General features: G+C 67.7%; 16 protein-coding genes and 1 tRNA gene. 8 read left to right on the forward strand and 9 right to left on the reverse strand.

Annotated features, from left to right (window positions below):
• Positions 1 to 15 precede the first annotated feature (15 nt).
• The 6 genes from OYT95_RS08370 to OYT95_RS08395 all read left to right on the forward strand — a co-directional run bounded on the left by OYT95_RS08370 (position 16) and on the right by OYT95_RS08395 (position 8,293).
• The gene (locus OYT95_RS08370) at positions 16 to 2,274 is read left to right on the forward strand and encodes a glycerol-3-phosphate 1-O-acyltransferase (RefSeq protein WP_037243784.1); all 2,259 of its coding nucleotides are present in this window, start codon (positions 16 to 18) and stop codon (positions 2,272 to 2,274) included.
• 4 nt (positions 2,275 to 2,278) lie between these two features.
• The gene (locus OYT95_RS08375) at positions 2,279 to 3,718 is read left to right on the forward strand and encodes an HAD-IB family hydrolase (protein WP_037243782.1); all 1,440 of its coding nucleotides are present in this window, start codon (positions 2,279 to 2,281) and stop codon (positions 3,716 to 3,718) included.
• 107 nt (positions 3,719 to 3,825) lie between these two features.
• Positions 3,826 to 4,230 (forward strand): YciI family protein, encoded by a 405-nt coding sequence (locus OYT95_RS08380; protein WP_268791164.1) that lies wholly within the window; start codon positions 3,826 to 3,828, stop codon positions 4,228 to 4,230.
• Complete coding sequence (locus OYT95_RS08385) at positions 4,227 to 5,462, forward strand: RNA polymerase sigma factor (protein ID WP_268791165.1); 1,236 nt, start codon at positions 4,227 to 4,229, stop codon at positions 5,460 to 5,462. The genes OYT95_RS08380 and OYT95_RS08385 overlap by 4 nt, the downstream gene beginning before the upstream one ends.
• Positions 5,463 to 5,538: 76 nt before the next feature.
• The gene (locus OYT95_RS08390; protein WP_268791166.1) at positions 5,539 to 6,168 is read left to right on the forward strand and encodes a hypothetical protein; all 630 of its coding nucleotides are present in this window, start codon (positions 5,539 to 5,541) and stop codon (positions 6,166 to 6,168) included.
• 76 nt (positions 6,169 to 6,244) lie between these two features.
• Complete coding sequence (locus OYT95_RS08395) at positions 6,245 to 8,293, forward strand: ABC transporter ATP-binding protein (protein WP_268791167.1); 2,049 nt, start codon at positions 6,245 to 6,247, stop codon at positions 8,291 to 8,293.
• A gap of 3 nt (positions 8,294 to 8,296) precedes the next feature.
• Here OYT95_RS08395 and OYT95_RS08400 read toward each other — a convergent pair whose 3' ends face one another.
• Both OYT95_RS08400 and OYT95_RS08405 read right to left on the reverse strand, forming a co-directional pair.
• Complete coding sequence (locus tag OYT95_RS08400) at positions 8,297 to 9,136, reverse strand: SDR family oxidoreductase (RefSeq protein WP_037243772.1); 840 nt, start codon at positions 9,134 to 9,136, stop codon at positions 8,297 to 8,299.
• Between the two features lie 140 nt (positions 9,137 to 9,276).
• On the reverse strand, positions 9,277 to 9,420 hold the full coding sequence (locus OYT95_RS08405; protein WP_005561362.1) for a hypothetical protein: 144 nt from the start codon (positions 9,418 to 9,420) through the stop codon (positions 9,277 to 9,279).
• 644 nt (positions 9,421 to 10,064) lie between these two features.
• Here OYT95_RS08405 and OYT95_RS08410 point away from each other — a divergent pair.
• Entirely contained in the window at positions 10,065 to 10,481 is a 417-nt protein-coding gene (locus OYT95_RS08410; protein ID WP_005238699.1) for a helix-turn-helix domain-containing protein, read from the forward strand.
• Positions 10,482 to 10,613: 132 nt separating this feature from the next.
• Positions 10,614 to 12,032 (forward strand): glucose-6-phosphate dehydrogenase, encoded by a 1,419-nt coding sequence (locus OYT95_RS08415; RefSeq protein WP_268791168.1) that lies wholly within the window; start codon positions 10,614 to 10,616, stop codon positions 12,030 to 12,032.
• Here the strand turns inward: OYT95_RS08415 and OYT95_RS08420 are convergent.
• From OYT95_RS08420 to glp, 7 genes are all read right to left on the reverse strand, one after another.
• Complete coding sequence (locus OYT95_RS08420) at positions 12,013 to 13,032, reverse strand: hypothetical protein (RefSeq protein ID WP_112300814.1); 1,020 nt, start codon at positions 13,030 to 13,032, stop codon at positions 12,013 to 12,015. The two genes, OYT95_RS08415 and OYT95_RS08420, sit on opposite strands and share 20 nt — an antisense overlap.
• On the reverse strand, positions 13,032 to 13,532 hold the full coding sequence (locus OYT95_RS08425; protein ID WP_011597782.1) for an ImmA/IrrE family metallo-endopeptidase: 501 nt from the start codon (positions 13,530 to 13,532) through the stop codon (positions 13,032 to 13,034). Before OYT95_RS08425 ends, OYT95_RS08420 begins: the two co-directional genes overlap by 1 nt.
• 2 nt (positions 13,533 to 13,534) lie before the next feature.
• On the reverse strand, positions 13,535 to 14,458 hold the full coding sequence (locus OYT95_RS08430) for a cell surface protein (protein WP_268791169.1): 924 nt from the start codon (positions 14,456 to 14,458) through the stop codon (positions 13,535 to 13,537).
• A gap of 566 nt (positions 14,459 to 15,024) precedes the next feature.
• Positions 15,025 to 15,100, reverse strand: a tRNA-Ala gene (locus OYT95_RS08435).
• Positions 15,101 to 15,197: 97 nt separating this feature from the next.
• On the reverse strand, positions 15,198 to 15,938 hold the full coding sequence (gene sepX, locus OYT95_RS08440) for a divisome protein SepX/GlpR (protein ID WP_037243764.1): 741 nt from the start codon (positions 15,936 to 15,938) through the stop codon (positions 15,198 to 15,200).
• Between the two features lie 274 nt (positions 15,939 to 16,212).
• Positions 16,213 to 16,848 (reverse strand): GNAT family N-acetyltransferase, encoded by a 636-nt coding sequence (locus OYT95_RS08445; RefSeq protein WP_037243762.1) that lies wholly within the window; start codon positions 16,846 to 16,848, stop codon positions 16,213 to 16,215.
• A 25-nt stretch (positions 16,849 to 16,873) separates the two neighbouring features.
• Complete coding sequence (glp, locus tag OYT95_RS08450) at positions 16,874 to 18,133, reverse strand: molybdotransferase-like divisome protein Glp (protein WP_005238688.1); 1,260 nt, start codon at positions 18,131 to 18,133, stop codon at positions 16,874 to 16,876.
• Positions 18,134 to 18,144 lie beyond the last annotated feature (11 nt).

The raw sequence follows: 18,144 nt of genomic DNA on the forward strand, positions 1-18,144 counted from the left end.
GGAAAGGCTGGCGCGATGGACGAGCAGACGACACGGCCGCGGGTCTATCTCATCGAGACGATGAGCGACATGGAGGACGACGTTCTCCGCACGTGGCTGGAGCGGCAGGCGAACGACTCCGGTCAGCCGCCGCCGACGGTCCGCGTCACCGACCAGGCCCTCGCCGATCTCGTACGCCGGAAGGATGACCCGCTGCTCACCCCGCTCCGGGTGGTCTGGCTGCCGAAGGAGACCCATCCGGACGGCGCGCAGCGATTCCGGGAAACCTTGTCGCTGCGCGATCCGCTGCACCCCGGCCAGAACATGCAGCGCCGGGTGATGCGCGACGACCCGGCCCGCTGCCAGGTCCTGGAAGGCGACCCGGCCCCGCTCAGCGACCTCGAACGCCGGCTCGCCGAGAACGGTGGCGGGTCGCTTCCGGACTTCATTCGCCGCCAGGCAGCGCTGACCCTGGAGCGGGCGGAACGCACCCTCCTGGGCACGCAGTACAAGGTGTCGAAGTTCGTCGTCGACGAGATCACCGACGCCAGCCGGTACCACGCCGGCACCAGGGAGCTGTCCGCGAAACTGAACCTCCCCGTCGCCGAGGTGGATCGCCGGGCCCGGGGGGCGCTGGACGAGATGGTCGCCGCGCAGAGCAGGCGGGCCATCGCGCTGTGGGACCAGTTGGGCCGCTACTTCTCCCGCGCCTACCGACTCGACGTCGACACCACCCGCCTCGACGAGCTGCGGGAGCTGAACAAGGAACATTCCCTGGTGTTCCTGCCCAGTCACCGCTCGTACCTCGACCCTCTGGTGTTGCGCCCGGCGCTGCTCGCGAACGACCTTCCGCTCAACCACGTGATGGGCGGTCTGAACATCAACTTCTGGCCGATCGGACCGATCGGCAAGCGCAGCGGCACCGTGTTCATCCGCCGGAAGATCGAGGGCGACGAGATCTACAAGTGGACGCTCCGCGAGTACATGCGCTACCTGCTCACGAAGCGGTTCAACCTCGAGTGGTACATCGAGGGCGGGCGCAGCCGCACCGGGAAGCTGCGGCCGCCGCGGTTCGGTCTGCTCAACTACCTCGCGAAAGCCTTCCAGGACAGCGGGATGTCCGACGTGTACCTCGTCCCGGTGTCGCTGACGTACGACCAGCTCTACGAGGTCGGGGCGATGGCGGCGGAGGCGCACGGCCAGGCGAAGAGCAAGGAGAGTCTGCGCTGGCTCTTCGGATACGTTCGGGCCCAGGGTCAACGGCACGGTGTCGCGCACGTCAACGTCGGCAGGCCGATGTCGCTGGCGGACTACCTGGGCCAGGAGGACGACCTGCGGCTGGCGGTGCAGAAGACGGCGTTCGAGGTGTGTCACCGCATCAACGAGGTCACCCCTGTCACGGCGTCGTCGCTCGTCATGCTCGCGTTCCTCGGCATCGAGGACCGGGCGCTCACCGTCGCCGAGGTCGGTGCCATTCTCGGACCCCTCGTGGACTACATCACGGCGCGCTCGCTGCCGACCGCCGGCGACGTGGACCTGACCGATCCGCAGGTGATCCGCAAGGCCGTCCGCACCCACCTCGACTCCGGGGTATTGAAGAGCTTCGATCAGGGCAGCGAACGGGTGTTCTACCTCGGCCGGGATCAGCATCTCGTGGCAGCGTTCTACCGCAACAACACGATTCACTTCCTGGTGATGCGGGCGATCGCGGAGATGGTGCTACGGGCGGCCGTCGATCAGCAGTTCACCGATCCGCTGAACGACGGATGGGATGCGGCGCTGCGCATTCGCGATCTCCTCAAGTTCGAATTCTTCTTCAGCGAGAAGGACAGCTTCCGGAAGGAACTGCGAGCCGAGTTGGATCTGATCGACCCGGCATGGGAGTCGAATCTCGGTGACCCGCAACATGCGGCGAACCTGTTGTCCGGTATGCGTATTCACCTGGCACACCGGGTTCTGCAGCCGTTCCTGGAGGCGTATGCCGTGGTCGCGGGTCAGCTGCTCCGCACTCCCGTGGACCGGAAGTTCGACGAGAAGGCGTTCATGACGTCGTGCCTCGCGCTCGCCGAGCAGCGGCGCCTCCGGCAGCAGATCGGGAGCAGCGAGTCGATTTCGGCCGAACTCTTCACAACTGCGCTCAAGCTGGCACGAAATCGGGGGCTCGTCGAACCGAACGCCGAGAACATGGCGGCACGGCGAGTCGAGTTCGACGCCGAACTCCAGACCCTGATCGATCAGGTGCTGCGCATCCGGGCCATCGCGCACGAGAATCTCGACCAGATGGGTGGTAGGTGAGTAGATGAGCGATCTCCGCAGTCTCCACGACGACATCGCGGCCGCCGTTCCCGGCCCGGGCACCCTCGCCGCGTTCGACCTGGACGGGACCTTGATCAGCGGGTACTCGGCGAGCGTCGTCTACCGGGACCGTCTGCGTCGCTTCGACATCAGCGTGGCCGAGCTTCTGCGCACCACGGGCGCCGCGGTGGAGACCCGCTTCCGGGGCGCCGATGTCGGCAACCTGATGCGCATCGGAGTGCAGAGCCTGGCGGGGCGTATGGAGGACGAGATGCAGGAGTGGGGGCAGCGGCTGTTCCGCCAGGAGATCGCGAGGATGATCTTCTCGGAGGTCCGCGGACTGCTCGCCGCGCACCGGCACGCCGGTCACCGGGTGGTGATGGCCACCTCCGCCACCCCCTATCAGGCACTGTCGGTGGCCGCGGACCTCGACATCGACGCCGAGGACGTGCTGTGCACCCGGCCCGCGGTTCTGGACGGGATGCTCACCGGGAAGCTCGAATCGCCGCCGCTGTGGGGTCCGGCCAAGGCCGAGGCACTGCGCGAGTACGCCGAGAAGTACGGAGCGGATCTGGGTGACAGCTTCGCGTACTCCAACGGCGCAGAAGATATTCCGATGCTGAAGTCGGTAGGACATCCCGTGGCACTGAACCCCGACCGCAAGCTGGCGGCGACGGCGCGGCAGAACGGGTGGCCGTCGGTGAATCTGCGACCGCCGGAGAGCGGCGCCGACCCGATGTCCATCGCCCGCACCACCACGGCGATCGGCGCCCTGATGGGGGCGGCCGCGTTCGGCGTCTCCGCCGGCCTGCTCACCCAGAACCGGCAGACGGGCGCCAACCTGGTCGGCAGCTTCGGCCCGGATCTCGCGCTCGCGATCTGCGGGATCAACGTGCGCATCAAGGGCAAGGAGAATGCGTGGTCGGCCAGGCCCGCGGTCTTCATGTTCAATCACCAGAGTTCGCTCGACATGCTGGTGATCGGCAGCGTCATCCGTCGCGATGTCACCGGCGTCGCGAAGAAGGAGGCCGCGCGCGATCCCCGGTTCATTCCCGTGGGGGCGCTGCTCGACGTCGCGTACATCGACAGGGCGGACAGCACGAAGGCGAGGGCTGCCCTCCGCCCGGCCGTGGAGAAACTGCAGTCCGGGATCTCCATCGCGATCGCCCCCGAGGGCACCCGCTCGCCGACTCCGCGCCTCGGCAAGTTCAAGAAGGGCGGGTTCCACCTGGCGATGCAGGCGGGCGTGCCGATCGTGCCGATCGTCATCCACAACGCGGGCGAACGGATGTGGCGGAACTCCCTCGTCGCGCATCCCGGCACCGTCGACGTCGACGTACTCGCACCCGTGCCGACCGACGGCTGGGACCTCGCGGATCTCGACCGGCACGTCGACGAGGTGCGGACCCTGTTCGAGGACTGTCTGCACGCCGGGCACCGCTGAAGAAATTCTTCGAAGAAAGTTCCCGAAGTGTGTAGAGAACCTCGGATGTGCTCCGTCCTGTTCCTGAAAGCGCCAGAATGGGCGCCACACCGGGTGAGGAGACAGAGATGCCGAAGTTCATGTTGCTGCAGCACTACGAGGGCGGCGCGGGGTGCGACGTGCCGATGACCGAGTGGAAGCCGGAGGACGTGCAGGCGCACATCCGGTTTCAGCAGGACCTCAACGCGGAGCTCGTCGCGCAGGGTGAACTCGTCGACGCGCAGGGGCTCGCCGGACCGGACGTCGCGAAACGTGTCACGTTCGACGGCAAGGGCGCTCCGGTGGTGACCGATGGACCGTTCCCCGAATCGAAGGAACTGCTCGCCGGGTACCGCATGATCGACGTCGAATCCGAGGAGCGGGCGCTGGAGATCGCCGCGCGGACGTCGGCGGCACCGGGCCCCGACGGGCTGCCGATCCGGCAACCGATCGAGGTCCGGCAGGTGATGGGCGCTCCCGACAGCGATCTGTGAGAACCGACGCCGCTCTCGAGGGCCTGCTGCGCGAACTCGCGCCGCAGGTCCTCGGCGCGCTCGTGCGGAGGTCCGGTGATTTCGAGGGGTCCGAGGACGCGGTGCAGGAGGCGCTGCTCGCGGCGGCCCGGCACTGGCCACTGGAGGGGTTGCCGGACAATCCGCGTGGCTGGTTGATCCAGACCGCCACCCGCAAGATGACCGATCAGATCCGCAGCGAGATCGCCCGCCGCACGCGAGAGGAAGTGGTCGCCCGGCAGGTGCCGCCGGCGCCGGACGTGCCGGACAGCGACGACACGCTGCTCCTGCTGTTCCTGTGCTGCCATCCTGCGCTCACGCCGGCCTCGGCCATCGCGTTGACACTGCGCGCGGTCGGGGGGCTCACCACCGCCGAGATCGCCAACGCGTTCCTGGTTCCGGAAGCGACTATGGCACAACGGATCAGTCGCGGAAAGCAACGCATCACGGCGTCGGGGATACCGTTCCGACGGCCGACGAGTGACGAGTGGACGGAACGCCTGCGGTCGGTGCTGCACGTGCTGTATCTGATCTTCAACGAGGGCTACGCCAGCAGCATCGGCGATCAGCTGCATCGCACCGAACTGTCCGCCGAGGCGATCCGGCTCACGCGGGCGGTGCACGCGATGCTGCCGGACGACGGTGAGGTGGGTGGGCTGCTGGCGTTGATGCTGTTGACCGATGCCCGCCGCCCCGCCCGTACCGGCCCGCACGGCGAGCTGATCCCGCTGGCCGAGCAGGATCGCACGCTGTGGAACCGGGAACTGATCGTCGAGGGTCAGCGGGTGGTCATGGACGCCGTCGCCCACGGCTCGATTGGGGCCTACCAACTGCAGGCCGGAATCGCGGCGGTGCACGACGACGCGGATCGGGTCGAAGACACCGACTGGGCGCAGATCCTCGCGCTGTACGGTGTGCTCGAGCGTATGTCGGACAACCCGATGGTGACACTGAACCGCGCCGTGGCCGCCGCGATGGTGCACGGACCGGCCACGGGGCTGACGATGCTCGAGCCCCTCGACGACACCCTGGCCGGGCACTATCGCCTCGACGCCGTGCGCGCTCACCTGTTCGACATGGCCGGCGACCCGGAATCGGCCCGCACGCACTACCGCTCGGCGGCCAACCGCACCACCAGTGTGCCGGAGCAGCAGTACCTCGCGGCGCAGGTGGCCCGGCTCAGCGCTCTCGACGGGGTGTCACAACCTGAGTAGTCGACTACGCGCGACGGGACGCCGGCCGCACGGGAAGGTCAGGGGAAAGCGGTGGTGGGCCGAAAGGAGCAGGACGATGAACGAGCGTGACGGCGTCAAACCCCTCGACCGAACGGACGTGCGGCGCCACGAGTTTCGGCTCAGCGTGCTCGTGGCCTCGATGGCCATCGTCGGCACCCTGATCGGCTCCGTGTGTGGAGGGGTGTTCACCTTGCTGAACACGTCGAATCAGGTCGAGGCGGCGGTGAACCAATCCTCGAACGAGTTCCTGCGTACGCAGCGGCAGCAGATCTACTCGGAACTCCTGACCGCGGCCAACGAGGTGCGCATCACCTCGGGTTCCGTCTCGGTGGCCTTCGATCGCTTCGACGGCACCGACCTCCAGACCATGATCGTCGACGTCCTCCGCCCGCTACCTCGGCAGAACATCGTCCTCGGCTCGAAGTTCACCGCGGTGGAGTTGATCGGCTCCGAACCGGTCGTGGAATCGGCACGGCGAATGGTGGTCGAATACTTCGCCGGATCCGAGACGATCGGCTGGCTGACTACCGACTTCGCGACCGATGACGTCGTGGCTGCGGACGCCCTGGCCGCCAGTCAGCAACAGTTCGCCGACCACTTCCAGGCCGGGATCAGCGCCCAGGAAGACTTCCTCACCGCGGTGCGAAACGAGCTCGGCATCCCCGAGCACGGGGACCTTCCGTAACCACCGGACCGATGCAGCAGGACGGGTCGCGTCCAATCCGCTCGCCAGGACCGCGGCGGATGGGCACGATGGGGAGATGCCCGCGACCGGTCCCACATCCACCCAGCAGGCCCCGGAGGCACCCGCCGAGCCTTCGCTGCTCCCCCGCATCTGGGCGCTCCTGCGTCCCTACCGCGGGTGGCTGGTGCTCGTCGCGGCCGCCATCGTCGTGTCCTCACTGCTCGGCATCGTGAACCCGTTCCTCACGAAGGCGGTGTTCGACCGCGCCCTGTTTCCCACCGACGGCAGCGGTGTCCATCTGACACTGCTGCTGTGGCTGGTCGTGGCGATGATCGCGGTGACGCTGGCGGGTTCGCTGATCGGCGTCGGCCAGAGCTACCTCACCACCAAGGTCGGCAACCTGTCGATGGCGGATCTCCGGGAACGCCTGTTCGCCCATCTCGAGAAGATGGAACTGGCATTCTTCACGTCCACCAAGACCGGCTCGATCCAATCGCGTCTGGCCAACGACGTCGGTGGGGTGCGGTCGGTCCTCACGTCCACGGCATCGAGCATCCTGTCGAACGTCGTCACCGTCACGGCGTCCCTCATCGCGATGCTGCTGCTGTCGTGGCAGCTGACGCTTCTCGCGGTCGCGCTGCTCCCCGGCTTCGTGTACCTGCAGCGGCGGGTCGGCGCCCGGCGACGGGTTCTCGCGCGCAAGACGCAGGAGTCGTTGTCGGACATGACCGCAATCACCGAGGAAGCGCTGAGCGTCTCGGGTGTGCTGCTGACGAAGGTGTTCAACCAGGCAGACACCGAACTCGACCGGTATCGAACCGAGAACGCCCGGCAGACCGAACTGCAGGTGCGGCAGGCCATGACGGGTCAGGGCTTCTTCGCCGTCGTCAGCTCGTTCATGGCGATCACTCCCGCTCTCGTCTACCTGCTGGCGGGCTATCTCGTCAGTGGCGGTTCCGCGGCGCTCTCGGCGGGCACACTCGTCGCGTTCTCGACCCTGCAGGCCAGGTTGCTGCAACCGTTGGTCTCGCTGATGCGGGTCACCCTCGACGTCCAGACGTCGATGGCGTTGTTCCGCCGCATCTTCGAGTACCTCGATCTGCAACCCGCGATCGTGAACCGCCCGGATGCCGTCGAGTTGCCCGCGGACTCACCCGGACGGGTGGAGCTGGACGACGTGTACTTCGCGTATCCCGCGCCCATCCGGCTGGCCACCGCCGATCCCGACCCGGTGGCACTGCGCAGCCTGGGTCGCGGCGGCGGGGGCGGCGGCATGCGCGGCGTCGCGACCGTCGCACCTCGCCTTCCGGCAGCGGCGGCGCCCGAAACCGAACCCGCGGAACGCCGCAGCCGGCGCTGGGCGGTCGCGGGCACGTCCCTGGAGATCGAGCCTGGTCAGCTCGCCGCCTTCGTCGGACCGTCCGGCGCGGGCAAGACCACGCTCTGCTACCTCGTGCCGCGCCTGTACGAGGTGGACAGTGGCGCCGTCCGGGTCGACGGCTACGACGTGCGCGACCTGACCATGAGCTCGCTCGCCGAGGCGGTCGGAATGGTCACTCAGGACCCGTATCTGTTCCACGCCTCGATCGCCGACAACCTTCGATACGCCGAACCGGACGCGACCGATGCCGAACTGCAGGCCGCGGCCGAGGCCGCCAACATTCACGACCGCATCCTCGGATTCGACGACGGATACGACACCCTGGTCGGCGAAAGAGGATTCCGCCTGTCCGGTGGGGAGAAGCAGCGATTGGCCATCGCGCGGGTGCTGCTGAAGAACCCCCGCGTACTGATCCTCGACGAGGCGACGTCCGCGCTCGACACGGTCTCCGAGCGACTCGTCCAGCGAGCTCTCGGTGAGGTGATGCGCGGACGCACCACCCTCGCGATCGCCCACCGGCTGTCCACCATTCAGCACGCCGACGTGATCTTCGTGATCGACGAAGGAACGCTGATCGAGCGCGGCACGCACACCGAACTCCTTGCACGGCAAGGGTTGTACGCACGGCTCCACGCCGAGCAGTTCGGCGGCGGTCAGGTCGAGTGCCGGTGCACCGACGGCGTCCGATTCACCGACGGGACGGTGCTCGCCCCGAGCGCCCCCACCCGGGGCGGAGAGTTCTAGGTTCTACAGGAACTTGCTGAACTGGTCGTTGGCCCTCTGCATCACGAAGTCGTACGGCGGCGAGAACTTGCGGGCCCACCAGTAGCCGAACCGGATGTCCGGCGACGTGTACACCAGGTACCGGTCCTTCTTGACGCCGGCGATGATGCAGGACGCGACCTTCTCGGGCGTGACGGCCCGCTTCTCGAAGCGGTGGATCGCCTTCTGGATGCGCGGGTCGTCGCGATCGACCCCGGCGATCTCGACGGTGCCCACCAGCGGCGTCTTGACTGCCCCGGGAACCACCAGGCTCACGCCGATACCGTGCCGTTTGAGATCGAACCGCAGAACCTCGGACACTCCGCGGAGCCCGAATTTGCTTGCGCTGTAGGCCGCATGCCACGGGAGTGCCAGCAGACCGGCGGCGGAAGAGACGTTGACCAGGTGACCGCCGCGTCCCGCCCGCACCATCGGCGGCAGGAAGCTCTCGATGATGTGGATCGGACCCATCAGATTCACGTCCACCATGGACTTCCAGTGGCGGTGTTCGAGATTCTCGACGGTCCCCCACGCGGAGATACCGGCGACGTTCATGACGACGTCGAGGCTGCCGAACTGATCGTGGACATCGGCGGCGAATGCGGCGACGGCGTCGTAGTCGGACACGTCGAGGGCGCGCGAGAAACTGACGGTGCCCCCGCGGCTGCCGACTTGTTCGACCGTCTGCGCCAGGCCGACCTCGTTGATGTCGGTGAGGAAGAGTTCGGCGCCCTCCGCCGCGGCCGCCAGTGCGGTCGCCTGCCCGATCCCGCTACCTGCACCCGTGATCAGGCACTTCTTGCCGTCCAGAGTTTTGATCGCCATAGCCGTGCGCGCCCCCGTCGTCACCGATCCGTGTCGGCTGGAAGTCTACGCACGCAATCTGATTGCGCGCACGCAACTGCACGGGCGCCTTTCCCGAGGAAAAACGCGAACCGGCCCTCTCCGGGCCGGTTCGTGACGGTTCACAACCGCTGGGTCATTTCTTCCTGATAGGTGCGAATCGTCCTCTCGATTCCGTTGGCGTCGTCGTCGTTTCCTCGGTGCCGGGCGTCGTCGGCGCGCTCGCGCAGAACTCGAATCGCCTTCCGAAGCTCGGCGTCACTCATTCTGTGTTCCATATCACAATCATCCCCGACGGCTTCAGATTTGGCCAGACTCGAGGGGTGCGCCGCAGTGGCGGAACCCCATCTGAGCTGGACAATCGTCCAGCTGGACGGAGGGAATCCACCGGGATCACCCGGCGAACGGGGGGCGGATCGGCGGCGCGCGGCCCGGCGCCCGTGCGGTTGCCCCTCCTTCACAGTACTGTTCACAAAGCCCCGCGGGCCGCGAGCGACCTCTCGACGTTGCGATGCGCAACGCAACACAATTGCCCTGAACTGGGGGTATAGGCACCGCAACCCGACGGCAGACACCCCTGCGACGTTGCCAGCTAACTCCCAGTGATTGAAAGGGCAACCACGCAGCCGCGCCGGCGGCCGCCACCGACGAGGCAGCCGTCTCGCGCCCCGCACCGACGCCTCTCTTGAACTTTCAACGGTAGAACGCGCGTGACGAGCACAGAGGGCGCCCGAATTGTCGGCGATCCGCAAGCGAGGAGCAGGCGATCGTTGAAACATATATGAGATAAGCCCGGCGTCGACGAGCGACGTTTTGCCTCTATGTCCGTGAGTTATCAATCGGTTATCATCGTGGTACGGTGTCGTTCACACGACTGACGCGCGCACGAGAGAGGACCCGGCGGCTCACAATGGCAGATTTTGCTGCGCGGTTGAACAAGCTCTTCGACACGGTCCACCCTCCGGGACGTAAACCGCATACCAACGCAGAGGTCGCGGCGGCACTCATCGCGGACGGGCATCAGATCTCGAAGCCCTACATCTCCCAGCTCCGATCAGGACAACGCACCAATCCCTCCGACGAAACGGTCGCGGCATTCGCTCGCTTCTTCAAGGTGAAGCCCGACTACTTCTTCAACGACATCTACGCCGCGAAGATCGACCACGATCTCGAGCTTCTCTCTCAACTCCAGGGATACGGACTTCGCAAGCTCTCCAGCCGCGCGTTCGACCTCTCCGAAGAGTCGCAGAACCTGCTCACCACGATGGCCGAGAAACTCCGCGCCAGCGAGGGTTTGCCGGAGGTCCCACCGGACGCGTCCCGCTGATCACCGGATCCGTTGGGCGGCAACGAGTTCGCCGCAGGTCGCACCCGACATCCGGGTAGAAGTCACCGGGCGCACAAGACGACACCGCCGGAATGCCCTGCCCGGTGTGTCCACGTGGCGCATGATGGAGCAATGGTTGACAGACCGCAGCTCGGTCCCACGATCTTCGTCCTCTTCGGCGCCACCGGGGACCTGTCCAAACGCATGGTCATCCCCGCGTTCTTCCAGCTCGCCCAGTCAGGGCTCCTGAACTCCGAGTGGATGCTGATCGGCACGGGCCGCGGCAACGTCTCCGACGATCAGTTCCGTGACCACGTGCGCGACGTCCTGCACCAGTTCGGAGTACCGCACGACGACACCGACTGGGAGGCGTTCGCGCGGCGGCTGAGATTCGCCGGCGGCGGTTTCACCCCCGACAACCCGGGAACGCTACCCGCAGCCGTTCGGCAGGCGCGGGAAGACCTTCACGCGGCAGACGCGCAGTTGGTGCACTACCTGGCCCTGCCCCCCAGTACATTCGCCGAGACCACCCGTGCGCTCGGCGCTCACGACCTGGCCCGTGGCGCACGCGTCGTCTACGAGAAGCCGTTCGGGACGTCCCAGGCGGCGTTCACCGAACTCGACGAAGCCGTGCACCACGTCCTCGACGAGAAGCAGATCTATCGGATCGATCATTTCCTCGGCAAGGAGAGCACCCAGAATCTGCACATCCTGCGCTTCGCCAACGGGATGATCGAGGGCGTCTGGAACCGGGAACACGTCGAGCAGGTGCAGATCGACGTGCCGGAGACGCTCGACATCGACGACCGCTCCCGGTTCTACGACGCCACCGGCGCCGTCCTCGACATGCTGGTGACCCATCTGTTCCAGGTCGCCGCCGAGATCGCGATGGAGCCGCCGCAGACGTTGGGCGCCGACGACCTCCAATCCGCCCGGGAATCCGTGATCGGGGCGTTCCGTCCCCTCGACACGGCCGACGTGGTGCTCGGCCAGTACGAGGGGTACCGCGACGTCGACGGCGTCGCGGACGATTCGACGACGGAGACGTTCGTCGCCGCCCGGCTGTGGGTCGACACGGACCGCTGGCGTGGGGTGCCGTTCCTCCTCCGGACCGGAAAGATGCTGGGCGTCAGCAGGCAACGGGTCAGTCTGGTCTTCCGAAGTCCCCAGGGACCGCTCACGGACATTCCGCCGGACGGCGCCGTCCTGACATTCGATCTGTCCGGGGACGGCGAGATCGACATCTCCATGGTCGTCAAGGAACCCGGACCCGACGACAGTCTGTCGGTGGGTCATCTGGGCCTGCCCCTCGACACGGTGCCGCTCGCCCACGCCCTCGCACCCTATTCGCGGCTCATCCTCGACGTCCTGCACGGCGACCGGTCGCTGTTCACGCGCCCCGACGGCTTGGCGCACGTCTGGACCGTCGCCGACGAGCTGCTGCGTGACCCTCCCCCTGCCAAGCCCTACCCCGCGGGATCCATGGGACCGCCGGAGGCAGAAGACCTCGCCTCGCCCTGCGGGTGGCTCGTTACCGGTTCGCCGGACTGACCGGCGGCTCCGGCTGGTCCGCAGGAATCGGGGCCGACTTCCGGAACTCGGCGTACGCGTCCGCCAGATCGAGCACCCATCGGCGCGGCGACGTGCCCTGGGGCGGCGCGATCCACTCGGTGTCGAGGACGTCCGAGGCGACCGGGTCGTCGATCCAGTGCGCGAGAATCCAGGTGCGTTCGGCCGTCGATTCCGGAAGATCCTGTTCGTCCGTATCGAGCATGCCCGCACCCGCCTGCAGGTACAGGGCATCCATGACGTGCGCGACGGCGTCGGAGGCGCGGAGAACGGTCGTGCTCCCCTTGCCGTCGCCCTCGACCACCTCGGGGAACCGTGCGACGAGCACCGAATGCAGAGTGTCCATGCGGCGCAGGTCCTGCCGTGCGCGCAGCCAGGTTTCGACGAGCACCCAGACGGTTCCGACCGACACGACCACGGCCGCGACGGTGTACGCCGAGGAGGAGCCGACCGCCCACGTCTCCCCCGACACCTCACGCACCAGTCCCACGACCGCCGCCGCCAGCACGATCGCCGATCCGACGACGATCAGTGAGATTCCGCGGCCGAGGGGTGTCCACGCGACGTGCCGGATCCCGGTCACGACCACCGCGGTCAGTGCGATCACGATGAACACGAGCGCAGGAACGGGATACCCACCGGCCAGCCCGATTCCGAGCACCACTGCCACGGTGTAGACGACCACGGCGACGGCACGCAGCGCAGGACGCGGGAGTATCGGCCACACGGAGACCGCGCCGACCGCGCTCGCGGCGGCGAACAGCGTCCACGCCAGTTCGAGGAGGATCTCCGACAGGCCGACCGTCGGGGCCACGGTGTCGAGGCGCCCGGCGACGTCCGGGACTGCCAGCGTCGATGCGAGGGCCGCACTGGACACCGCCACCACCATCGCCACGCGCAGCGGCGTCGGCTGGCGCGCGGCGACCCGGCCGATCCGGGCACCCGCGGCAGTCCAGACGACGAGCGCAACCAGCCAGCCCATCAGCCGATCGCCTCGTCGTAGCGGAGCACGGACACGGGAGTTCCGCGCCCCTGCATCGTGTTCAACCGGATGAGCAGCATCGACGCGAACGTCTCGGCCTCCCACTCGGCCACCTCGTCGGACGGCTGCTCGTCTCCCCGCCGCCGCGACCGCTGGCTCAGCATGTAGGCGATCAGATCGTCGCCGGCTTCGAGCGTCGCGGCGACGATCTCGGCTCCCTCGTGCCGAAACACGATGTGACCCAGCTCATGCGCGAGCGTGCGGTCGAGGTCCGGTAGGCCCGGCGCCAGCACGATCACGTCCCGATCCGGGTACGCGCGCCTCTGGCCGCACACTCCGGGCGCCATCGGCTTCGTGAAATCCAATTCGATGGGACGCTGCCGTTCGCGGGCCACCGCGTCCACCACGTGCCGGAGTGACACCGCTTCGGCCCGGGCCGCCGCGTCACACACCGCGTCCACGGCCGCTGCCACCCGACGATGAGATCTGTTCGCCCCCACGACTACATCCCTCCACTCGAAGCGGGCGGGAAGAATTCCGCCCGCGCGGCCGCGATGCGCGCCTGTTGTGCGCGAGCACCCTTGAAGGTCAGCGCACCCGCGCCGCCGGCGAAGCACAGCAGCACGCCGACCCCACCGAGAACGGTGATCGCAGGCAACGGCTCGCTGTGGACCACCGGAACCATTCCCGGCGGCGCAGCAGCCGGATCGCCCTGAGCCGGTACCTCCGCGGCGGGCGGCGGTCCGCCGCTGCCCGGGGTCTCCCCGGCAGGCCGATCCTGGGGTGCGGAATCCGCGGGACCACTCGCCCCCTGGCCTGCCGCGGCGGCTCCGGGACCGGTGCCGGAACCTCCGGCCGGCGCTCCCCCGAACGCCGGGGGTGCGGCAGGACCCTCGGAGCCCGGGGCGGCATCAGCAGCATCGGAACCGGAGTCGTTTCCGGAATCACCGTCCCCGGACGTGTCCGGGCGCGCGATGTCCGGTTCGGCCACCGGCGGCAATTTGATCGAACGGGGCGGGGCGACAACGACCCGTGACGTGGAAGGAGTCGGCGTCTCCGTGGGTTCGGCGGTCTCGGACGGTTCCGTGGTCTCCGACGGCTCGGCCGTCTCGGACGGTTTCGTGCTCTCGCTCGGTTCCCGAGTCTCGCTGGGTTCCCGGGTCTCGCTGGGTTCCCGTGTCTCGCTGGGCTCTCCGCCCCCGCAGCCGCGACGACTCTCGCACGGCGGGTGAGGATGCTGAGGCTTGCCGCCGCCGGTGGACTCCGAGGAACCGTCGTCGCAACGGCTGCTGGCGCAGTCGTGGTACTGGGGGTCGGCGGAGGCGTCGGACGGGAACACCGAGACGGTGACCCAGCCGAGCCCGGACAAGAAGGCCAGCGCCAGTCCGACCATGGTCAGCCTTCGAACAACACGACGCGCGCTCACTGTGCACCCCCCCTCGTATTCACGACACGACACCACGTCTACGGCGACGTCGCCGGTGTCATGGTATCGAGCGAACCGAGCGGAGGTACTGGTGGTGCCGGTGTCGGGGAACCGGCACCACCAGCGGTGCCCGAGCCAGGTGGGACTCGAGCAGCTTCCGAGAACCCCTGCGGGTTCGGCGTTGCCGCCTGGAGGTGCGGATCGGTCAGCGGAAGGTCGGCGTCTCCGACGCGGCCCTCGCGACGTCGGTTGGTCGGCCGGAGTTCACAGGACGTTCACCAGCAACATCGTCGCGGTGATGGTCGCGACCACTGTCGCCGGCTCCAAGAACTTCGAGATCTTGTCCATTGCCTGCATGTATTTCCACCCCGTGCGATCGACCCCTTGATGACCTACGGACAGTACACAGCATTCAGTTACCTTTTGGCAAATCCAAGAGGCGGGGGTTCGCGCTGCGCCACGCTCTTGCACCCCCGGCGACGGCGCCCACCTGGGCCGGAACCCAGAAAAGGGCGCCGGAATGCAGAAGAGGCACTCTCTCCGGATTGGAGTGAGTGCCTCTTCTGTGGTGGAGCTGAGGGGAATCGAACCCCTGACCTCTTCGATGCGAACGAAGCGCGCTACCAACTGCGCCACAGCCCCGTGCGGATCCTGCGATCCGCTCGGCAAACTCTAGCAGGCCACCCGCGGCGGGAGCGAATCGCCTACACCGGCGTGGCTTTCGGCCCGATTCGGCCGGCTACTCACCGGCAGCTCGGCGCATCGTGGCCTGCTGCATCGGCGCGTCGTCGAAGTGTTCGAGATGATCGAATTCGGGGTCCTCGTCGTCCACTTCGAGGACGACGGCACCTGGACGCCGCAACCGGGCCGGGATGAGGCGGAGCTCCTCGTCACTGCGGGACTCGACACCCAACTGCGAACGATTCAGACGCGCGGTCCGCCGACGACGGATCTCCTGCTCGATCTGAACCTGCCGGCGCAGATACGCCAAGTAGCCGAAGAGTCCGATCACACCGGCCGCGAACGCCCACCACATCAGCGGGGAGATGATCAGCCCGAGCGCCGCCGACATGATCGTCGCGAACACCAGTCCGAGAACCGACCGCTGGCGGAACGCGTACCGGGCCTCGCGCGCGATGGCATCGGCCTCGGGATCGAAGCCGCCACGCCCCCGGCGCGCCGGTACGTACTCACCCACCGGTGCCCGCTCACCGTCGAACTCGTCTTCCTCTGCGTGAGTGTCCACAAGGTCCTCCGCGTCGTAGCCGTAGTGGTCCGGTTCCGGTTGCCAGTACGGGTCGCTGCGGTGTCCAGCCGCGGGTCCACGCTGCACGGGACGTTCGTCACCGCGGTGCAGCACACGCGTCGCGAGTGCTGCGTCACTGGTTTGCCGAATCCGGGGGCGGTTGTTCACCAGCATCGGGACCAGGACGAAGAGCCACACGACGACGAGCCCGATCCAGAGAAACGAGTTCGGCATACGGCGACCTCCTCCCAATCGTCTACCAGCATGGATACCGCTGTTGACCCACCCAGGCTAACCGCATGAACACGCACATCTTCGCAGACGCGCCGATCTCACCATACTCAGGTGTCACATGCGTAACGCGAAAATGTGGTGCTCGACATGCCTCGAGGAGGCAGAGGAAACGATCCGGCAAAGACTCGCCGAAAGCCGAGTCCCGGTCGGGAAGCTTTGATACCGTGAGATAACTGCCGCGTAGCTGGACGTTTGTCCATGTCCGCTACGTCGGTCAGGCCCAGGTGGCTTTGCCACTCCGCACGAGCGAATCCGCGACCGTGCCGGGCACGTCCTCGACGGTCATGCCGACCAGGATGTGATCGCGCCACTGCCCGTCGACATCCAGGTAGCGCTCGAGGAGACCCTCCTCGCGGAAGCCGACGTTGCGGAGCACCGCCTGGCTCGCCAGGTTCTCCGGCCGCACGGTGGCCTCCACGCGATGCAAACCCACGGGCCCGAACGCATGGTCGAGCCCCAGCGCGAGTGCGCCCGTGGCCACCCCGAGCCCGTTGACGTCGCTGGCTACCCAGTAACCGATCCAGGCGGAGCGCAGTGCACCCCGCACCACGTTGCCGATCGTGATCTGGCCGCAGAAATTGCCGTCGAGTTCGATGGCCATCGGCAGCATGCGACCCTTCCGGGCCTCCGAACGCAGACTGCTGCACAGTCCGGGCCATCCCGAAATATGGTGGCGCGCTTCCCAGGGCGCCTCCCCCGTCGGCTCCCACGGTTCGAGGTGCGCACGGTCACGGGTGCGCAGACGGCTCCACGCGGCCGCGTCACGCAACCTGATGGCGCGCACGGTCACGACGCCACCCTTCACCCGCAGGGGCCCGAGATGCGGCGGCCAACCCGGATGCTGTGTCATCCCGTCTCACACTGTCGCGGTGTCATCAGCCCCGCTGCGCCAGGAAGGCCACGTCCACCTGGTCACCGGTCCGGACCTCGGTGATCTCAGGGTCGATGAGGACGAGGCAGTTGGCCTCGGCCAGCGTGGCGAGCAGGTGCGAGGAGGCGCCCGGCGCCCCGCCGAGAGCTTGGACGAGGTACTCCCCCGTGGCCTCGTCGCGCATGAGCTGACCGCGCAGAAACCCCTTACGGTGCTCGATGGACGTGATCGGCGCGACGGTGCGGGCGGTGACGACGCGTCGCATCGGCTGCCTGCGCCCCAGCGCGATGCGAATCAGCGGGCGCACCATCACCTCGAACACCACCAGCGCGCTCACCGGATTGGACGGGAGCAGAAACGTCGGGACCTCGTCCCGGCCCAGCTGACCGAAACCCTGGACCGATCCCGGATGCATCGCGACCCGGTCGACCTCGAGGTTGCCGAGATCGGCGAGTGCGTCCCGCACGTCCTCGGAGGCGCCGCCGCCGACGGCACCCGCGATGACGACGATCTCGGACCGGATCAGCTGACCTTCCACCACCTCGCGCAGGCGGCGGGCGTCGGCGTTCGCGATACCGACCCGGTTGACGTCGGCTCCTGCGTCGCGGGCGGCCGCGGCCAGAGCGTAGGAGTTGACGTCGTAGACCTGGCCGGGACCGGGGGTCCGGTCGACGTCGACGAGTTCGCCACCGACCGAGATGACGGACAGCCGGGGCCGGGGATGCACGAGCACCTTGTCGCGACCCACCGCCGCCAGCAACCCCACCTGCGCGGCTCCGATGATGGTGCCTGCCCGGACTGCGACGTCTCCCGGCTGCACGTCGTCGCCGGCCCGGCGCACGTAGTCGCCGGAACGGACCGGTTTGTAGATCTTGACGCGGGCCCGGCCACCGTCCGTGCGGTCGAGCGGAAGGACGGCGTCGGCGAGCGTCGGGAGCGGAGCACCCGTGTCGACCTTGACGGCCTGACGCGGCTGCAGCCGGATCGGCTGCCGCGAACCGGCCGTGACCTCACCGACCACGGGAAGCGACAGTTCGACGGGCGCACCGTCGTCGTCCCGGATGTCGGTTCCGGCAGCCTGGACGTCGACGCTGCGCACGGCATAGCCGTCGATCGCGGCCTGGTCGAAACCGGGAAGCGGACGCTCGGTGACCACCTCTTCGGCACACAGCAGCCCCTGGGCTTCGGAGATCGCCACACGGACCGGCCGCGGCGCCACCGCGGCCGCGGTCACGATCGTCTGTTGCTCCTCGACCGACCGCAAGTTCTTGCCTC

This window comes from Rhodococcus sp. JS3073 (genome assembly GCF_026810085.1).
Lineage (GTDB): Bacteria > Actinomycetota > Actinomycetes > Mycobacteriales > Mycobacteriaceae > Rhodococcus_F > Rhodococcus_F wratislaviensis.

Excerpts from the sequence above, each read along its gene's own strand:
- sepX (WP_037243764.1), bottom strand. The coding sequence starts at position 15,938 with ATGCCGAACTCGTTTCTCTGGATCGGGCTCGTCGTCGTGTGGCTCTTC.
- OYT95_RS08420 (WP_112300814.1), bottom strand. The coding sequence starts at position 13,032 with ATGGGCTGGCTGGTTGCGCTCGTCGTCTGGACTGCCGCGGGTGCCCGG.
- OYT95_RS08415 (WP_268791168.1), top strand. The coding sequence starts at position 10,614 with ATGGTTGACAGACCGCAGCTCGGTCCCACGATCTTCGTCCTCTTCGGC.
- OYT95_RS08410 (WP_005238699.1), top strand. The coding sequence starts at position 10,065 with ATGGCAGATTTTGCTGCGCGGTTGAACAAGCTCTTCGACACGGTCCAC.
- OYT95_RS08400 (WP_037243772.1), bottom strand. The coding sequence starts at position 9,136 with ATGGCGATCAAAACTCTGGACGGCAAGAAGTGCCTGATCACGGGTGCA.
- OYT95_RS08370 (WP_037243784.1), top strand. The coding sequence starts at position 16 with ATGGACGAGCAGACGACACGGCCGCGGGTCTATCTCATCGAGACGATG.
- OYT95_RS08375 (WP_037243782.1), top strand. The coding sequence starts at position 2,279 with ATGAGCGATCTCCGCAGTCTCCACGACGACATCGCGGCCGCCGTTCCC.
- OYT95_RS08390 (WP_268791166.1), top strand. The coding sequence starts at position 5,539 with ATGAACGAGCGTGACGGCGTCAAACCCCTCGACCGAACGGACGTGCGG.
- OYT95_RS08445 (WP_037243762.1), bottom strand. The coding sequence starts at position 16,848 with ATGACACAGCATCCGGGTTGGCCGCCGCATCTCGGGCCCCTGCGGGTG.
- OYT95_RS08380 (WP_268791164.1), top strand. The coding sequence starts at position 3,826 with ATGCCGAAGTTCATGTTGCTGCAGCACTACGAGGGCGGCGCGGGGTGC.
- OYT95_RS08395 (WP_268791167.1), top strand. The coding sequence starts at position 6,245 with ATGCCCGCGACCGGTCCCACATCCACCCAGCAGGCCCCGGAGGCACCC.
- OYT95_RS08405 (WP_005561362.1), bottom strand. The coding sequence starts at position 9,420 with ATGAGTGACGCCGAGCTTCGGAAGGCGATTCGAGTTCTGCGCGAGCGC.